The 5,577-nt window shown below is 64.8% G+C and carries 7 protein-coding genes; 4 read left to right on the top strand and 3 right to left on the bottom strand.

What is annotated here, in order from left to right; translation table 11 throughout:
• The first annotated feature begins 265 nt into the window (after positions 1-265).
• Genes SFU54_RS07585 through SFU54_RS07575 form a run of 3 tightly spaced genes read left to right on the top strand, consistent with a single transcriptional unit; the run spans position 266 to position 3,338 of the window.
• Complete coding sequence (locus SFU54_RS07585) at positions 266-1,612, top strand: hemolysin family protein (RefSeq protein WP_319015679.1); 1,347 nt, start codon at positions 266-268, stop codon at positions 1,610-1,612.
• On the top strand, positions 1,609-2,658 hold the full coding sequence (locus tag SFU54_RS07580; RefSeq protein WP_319015678.1) for a hemolysin family protein: 1,050 nt from the start codon (positions 1,609-1,611) through the stop codon (positions 2,656-2,658). The genes SFU54_RS07585 and SFU54_RS07580 overlap by 4 nt, the downstream gene beginning before the upstream one ends.
• A gap of 35 nt (positions 2,659-2,693) precedes the next feature.
• The gene (locus SFU54_RS07575) at positions 2,694-3,338 is read left to right on the top strand and encodes a hypothetical protein (protein WP_319015677.1); all 645 of its coding nucleotides are present in this window, start codon (positions 2,694-2,696) and stop codon (positions 3,336-3,338) included.
• Positions 3,339-3,377: 39 nt separating this feature from the next.
• On the opposite strand, the gene SFU54_RS07570 is transcribed toward SFU54_RS07575, so the two are convergent.
• Both SFU54_RS07570 and SFU54_RS07565 read right to left on the bottom strand, forming a co-directional pair.
• A complete protein-coding gene (locus SFU54_RS07570; protein WP_319015676.1) occupies positions 3,378-3,638 on the bottom strand; it encodes a Txe/YoeB family addiction module toxin in 261 nt (86 codons plus the stop codon).
• A gap of 12 nt (positions 3,639-3,650) precedes the next feature.
• Entirely contained in the window at positions 3,651-3,902 is a 252-nt protein-coding gene (locus SFU54_RS07565) for a type II toxin-antitoxin system prevent-host-death family antitoxin (protein ID WP_319015675.1), read from the bottom strand.
• A gap of 250 nt (positions 3,903-4,152) precedes the next feature.
• Here SFU54_RS07565 and SFU54_RS07560 point away from each other — a divergent pair, with 250 nt between their 5' ends.
• Positions 4,153-5,031: a hypothetical protein gene (locus SFU54_RS07560; RefSeq protein ID WP_319015674.1), complete on the top strand. Its 879-nt coding sequence runs from the start codon at positions 4,153-4,155 to the stop codon at positions 5,029-5,031.
• An 11-nt stretch (positions 5,032-5,042) separates the two neighbouring features.
• Here the strand turns inward: SFU54_RS07560 and SFU54_RS07555 are convergent.
• A partial coding sequence (locus tag SFU54_RS07555; protein ID WP_319015673.1) for a tRNA-dihydrouridine synthase occupies positions 5,043-5,577 on the bottom strand: 535 nt, incomplete at its 5' end.

Raw genomic sequence — 5,577 nt, 5'->3', positions numbered from 1 at the left:
GACATGATCACGTCGGGGCTGCGGTCGTCGATGACGTATGCGGGGGCATCCACGTTGCCGGAATTTCACGAGCGCGCCGTCGTCGGCACGCAGTCGGCCGCGGGGTACGACGAAGGTAAGGCTCTACCGGTTTCGTGGTGACCCCACAGGCGGTTGCTCCTCGCGGCACCGTATAGTGGGGCTGTTATGGAGCCTCCTAGTACGGGCCGTTCGCCCGCCCCTGACGAACCCAGCCATAGACCCTCGCCGATGATCGGGGGCCGCCGTGAGCGCTGAGTGGATCTCGCTGCTCGCCGGCCTGCTGCTGACCATCGGCACCGGATTCTTTGTCGCGAGCGAATTCGCGCTCGTCAACCTCGACCGTTCCGAGCTCGAAGCTCGCCAAGCGCGGGGTGAAAAGCGCCTGGGCCCGACGATTGCGGCGCTCAAGATCACCTCGACGCACCTCTCGAGCGCACAACTGGGCATCACGCTGACAACGCTGCTCACGGGTTTTCTCATGGAGCCGGCGATCTCGAGCATGCTCGCCGACCCCTTGCGCGCGATCGGTCTGCCCGAGGGTGCCGTGCCCGTCGTCGGCTCGATCACGGCCATTGTGATCGCCACGTTGCTCTCGATGATCGTGGGCGAGCTCGTGCCCAAGAATTTCGCGCTGAGCCTGCCGCGCCAAACGGCCAAGGTCGTCGTGCCGTTTCAGTGGGCGTTCACGACCGTGTTTCGGCCCGCGATCGCCGTGCTCAACGGCTCGGCCAATGCGATTCTGCGGGCGATGGGGGTCGAGCCGAAAGAAGAGCTCAGCGGTGCTCGCACGGCCGAAGAACTTGCCTCGCTCGTGCGCCGCTCGGCGAGTGAGGGTCGACTTGATAACGACACCGCCACGCTGCTCTCGCGCACGCTCGCGTTCTCGCAGCACACCGCGCAAGACGTCATGACGCCGCGCCCGCGCGTGGCGGCCGTTGAGCGTGGCGACAGTGCCCAGGCCGTCATCGACCTGGCGCGCACGACGGGTCACTCGCGTTTTCCGGTGATGGACGAGTCGATCGACGACATCGTCGGCATCGTGCACGTCAAGCAGGCCGTGGCTGTTCCCCGCGACCGTCGCGCCGACGTGCCTGCGTCGGCCCTGCAGAGCGAAGCCTTGCGGGTTCCCGAGACGATGATGCTCGACACCCTGCTGGCTGAGTTGCGTGGTCGCGGCTACCAAATGGCGATTGTTGTCGACGAATACGGCGGAACCGCCGGAGTCGCCACGCTCGAAGACCTCGTCGAAGAACTTGTGGGCGAGGTCAGCGACGAACACGACCGCGCGCGCGTCGACGTCGTGCGCTCGCGCAACTGGCTGACCTTTCCCGGAATCCTTCGCCCCGACGAGCTCGCCGATCGCGCGGGTGTGACCGTTCCCGACGACGGTCCGTGGGAAACCGTGGGCGGATTCCTTATGGCCGAGCTCGGCCGCCTGCCCGAAGTCGGCGACACGGTCGAGATCGCATCAGGCACCTTCCGCATTGAACGATTGGATGGCCGCCGCATCGACCGCGTGCGCTTTACCCCCCTCGCCACGGGCGAGATCACGTTGCCGAACCCCGCAACCGCGGGAGGTGAGGCCCGATGACCGAAGCAGACTGGTGGGGCATCGCCTGGCTCGTCGTGCTCTTGGCCGGAAACGCCTTCTTCGTCGGCGCCGAATTCGCCGTCATCGCCGCCAAGCGTTCGCAGATCGAGCCGCGCGCCGAGGCTGGCTCGCGCGCTGCCAAGACCTCGTTGTGGGCCATGGAGCACGCGACGCTCATGCTCGCGACGTGCCAACTAGGCATCACGATCTGCTCGTTGCTGATCCTCAACGTCTCAGAACCGGCCATCAAGCACTTGTTCGAGATTCCGCTCGGGCTCACGGGCTTGAACGCCGAGTGGATCGCGGGCATCGCCTTCACGATGGCACTGCTCATCGTCACCTACCTGCACGTGGTGTTCGGCGAGATGGTGCCGAAGAACCTCTCGTTCTCGTTGCCGACTCGCGCGGTGCTGTTGCTCGCGCCGCCGCTCGTGTTGGTGTCGCGCATTCTGTCGCCGGTCATCCGTGCCCTCAATGCCATCGCGAACGGCGTGTTGCGGTTGTTCCGCGTTGACCCCAAGAACGAAGCCGAGAGCGCGTTCACGCTCGAGCAGGTCGAGACAATCGTGCGCAACTCGACGCGCGAAGGCGTGCTCGACGACACAACGGGAGCGCTCGCCGCGGCCTTCGAATTCACGACCAAGATCGTGAGCGATATCGCTCTGCCGATGGATGCCCTCACCTCGCTGCCCGACGACGCGAGCGCCCTCGACGTCGAGCGCGCGGTTGCCCAGCGCGGGTTTAGCCGCTACGTCTTGCTCGACGAGTCGGGTGAGCCTTCGGGTTACCTGCACTTGAAAGATGTCATCGACCTGCCCGACGACGAGCTCGACGACCCCGTGCCGCCCAAGCGGATTCGCCGGCTCGTGTCGATCTTGGCGTCGGCTGACCTCGAAGATGCCCTCGCGATCATGCGCCGATCGGGTGCACATGTCGCTCGAGCGGTCGACGCCGAGGGCGTCACGACCGGCGTGCTCTTCTTAGAAGACATCATCGAAGAGCTCGTCGGAGAGGTGCACGACGCGACGCAGCGCGGCGGGCGCTAGGTTCACGGCATGACGGTCGGCCTTATGGACCCGCGATGACCCTTCGTCGTTGGTTCGGTATCTGGGTCATGTTGCTGGTTGGAGGCACGGCGATCGAGCTGACTTCTGTCAACAGACAGGTGCGTCTCGCGGGATCTGTCGGTGATTCTGACGTTCAGCGAATGTGGGCCGAGCTTCCCGCGTCACTGGGACTCATTTATCTTGGCGTGACTGCCCTCTCTCTCGGGTTTCTGGTCTTGGGGGTTCCCGGAAAGCTGAATCAGCGCCGACTTCATCGCACAGCGCCAGCTGATCGAGCTGTGATCCGCGGTTTCTGGAACTTCGCTGCGTCGGAAGAGTGGAGAGGTCCGCTTTTCGGGTTTCCTCGTCTCAGCGCGATTTCGACGGTTCTCGTTGCAACGCCAGACGGCATTCACCTCGTGGCCGGCTTCTTCCGTCCGACCCTCCGAACACGATTCGATTGGGAATCCGTTGAGGACATCACTGTCGTTCACTTCGACATGCACAAGCGCGTTGTACCGGGGCCCGGCATTGCGATTCGTCTGAGCAACTTCGAAAAGCCCCTGGTCTTCTCGGTTATTGCCGAGAGCTTTCCGTGGTTCGCTGTGGGCAGCGCGCAGTTCACTCAGGAGACCGCATCAGCCTTGCGAGTCTTGCTCCACGCGGCCCGCGGTAGATGACCAGAGTAGTCAGCAGCGTTGAGCGGTGTCGGCCTCGCGTCAATAATGTTGGCGGGCCTGCAGGATCACGATGTGGTCGTCGGTCACGAAGTAGACCAAGCGATTCGTGTCGTCGATTCGTCGTGACCACGCGCCGCTCAGGATGTGCTTGAGCGGCTCTGGTTTGCCGATTCCGCCGAACGGATCCCGGAGCGCATCGGTGATCAATTGGTTGATGCGCCGGAGCGTCTTGCGATCCTGCGTCTGCCAGTAGACGTAGTCCTCCCACCCGTTCGGATCGAAGGAGACAGTTCGACTCATGCCTCGACTGGTCTACAGGTCGACGAGGTCGTGTTGCTCGAACTCTCCACGGCGGGCGCGCTCGATCGAGGCAAGCAGACGTTCGGCGCTCGCCGGGTTGCGCAGCAGATGGGCCGTCTCGGTCATCGCGTCGTAATCGGCCTTCGACAGGATGACTGCGTTGCCGTGTTTGGAGACCACCTCCACGGCCGTGTGGTCGTCATTCACCTGCTGAATAAGCCCGAAGAGCGTTTTGCGCGCTTCGGTGGCGCTGATCGCGGTCACAATGCCCTCCTCAGTGGTACCGGATAGCGTACCATTTGGAATCCCGCTGACGCATCAGCCCAAACGGCGCTTGTGCGCGAATTCCCAGAAAGAGGCACTGTACTGCGGTGATGCTCGCCCGTACTCTTGAGGCAACCTCTTGTGTCGTTCACGAGGGCTCGTTCGAGGGGGGAAATCAGTGTCGATGGAGGAATCAACCGCGCGCACGCGGTGGTGGGGTAATCGCACAAAGCTGACGTTCGCGATCGCAGTGACCGCTGCCTTGGTCTTGGGAGGCGGGGCAGCCAGCGCCACCGTCGTGTCACTGCAGGTCGCTGCGGCCGAACAAGCCGAGGCCGAACGAGTCGCCGCCGCCGAATACAAGACCGCGGTGAATCAGCACGCCGAGGTCGTCGCCTCGGGCAACGCGCTCGTGAAAGACCTTCGGGCATCGCTCGTCGTCGGAGCCGGGCTCGTCGACCAAGCGGTGATCGACGAGGCAACGCGACTCGTTGAGTTGCTCGCCTTGACTCTTGCTGCGACGAAGACGACGGAATTGACGTCAGAGGTTCAGGACGAGATCGATGCGGTGACGGCGTCCACCGCCGACGCGCAGGCCGCTCTCGACAACCTGGCTGACCTTGCGGCATCCGCTGCAGAGGCTCGGCTTGCCGCGGCAAACCTCGCGGGCGAGCAGATTCGTCAGAAGGTCATCGACGCTCTGGCGAAGCTCTCGACGGCTCGAGACGGCGGAAAGGGCGTCGGTGACGCACTCGCGGCACTCGCAGCCGCACTGACGTCGGCCGAGTCGTCGCACCAGGCGGCGGTTGCCGCTCAAGAGGCCGAGAACAGCAAGCCCAACACCGAGTCGAAGCCGCCGACCAAACCGCAGCCCGAAAAGACCGACAAACCGCCAGTCGACACGACGGGGTGGTACACCAAAGAAGAAGCGTCAGCGGCCATCGTCGCTGCCTGGGGCGCGGTGCCCTGGTATTACGGGTGCGTGAAGGTTGGCGACGGATATTGGTACCGCAGCGGCGGTTCGCCCTCATCGCCTCCGGCTCCGCCCGCGGTCACCAACGTGCTGGGCTTCAAGGTCGAGATCATCAACGCCGAGAAGGCCTGGGCGTACTACTACGACTGCCCGTAGCCGACGGGCCGTTAGCGGTAGGCCCGCAGGTACTGCGGCGGCGTGCCGAACGGTGCGCCGTCGACCTCGGCGCCGAGTTCGCGCGCGAAGCGCAGGGCGGCGTGCGGGTCGCGCATGAACTCACGCCCCATCATGACGGCGTCAGCCTGGCCGGTGGCGACGATCGCTTCGGCCTGTGCGGCCTCAGTGATGAGCCCAACAGCGTTGACCGGCACGTTGCCCTCGCGGCGCACGGTCTCGGCGAACGGAACCTGATAGCCGGGGCCCGTCTCAATGCGAGCCCGAACGAGGCCACCGGTTGAGATGTCGAAAAGGTCGGCGCCCGCGTCGAGCGCCCAGGCGGCGACGATCGCGGTGTCGTGCTCGTTCCAGCCCGCCACTCCCGCCTCGGCGAAGCCATGCGATTCGAGCCACTCGTCGTCGACCCAGTCGGTGGCCGAGAAGCGCACGAGAATCGGCACGTCGACGGCCGCGCGCACGGCGCGCACGATGTCGAGCAGCAGTCGCGCGCGGTTCTCGAGGCTGCCGCCCCACTCGTCGTCCCGC

Source organism: Microcella sp. (assembly GCF_033763155.1).
In the GTDB taxonomy this organism is placed as follows: domain Bacteria; phylum Actinomycetota; class Actinomycetes; order Actinomycetales; family Microbacteriaceae; genus Microcella.
This window is presented reverse-complemented; position numbering and strand designations above follow the sequence as displayed.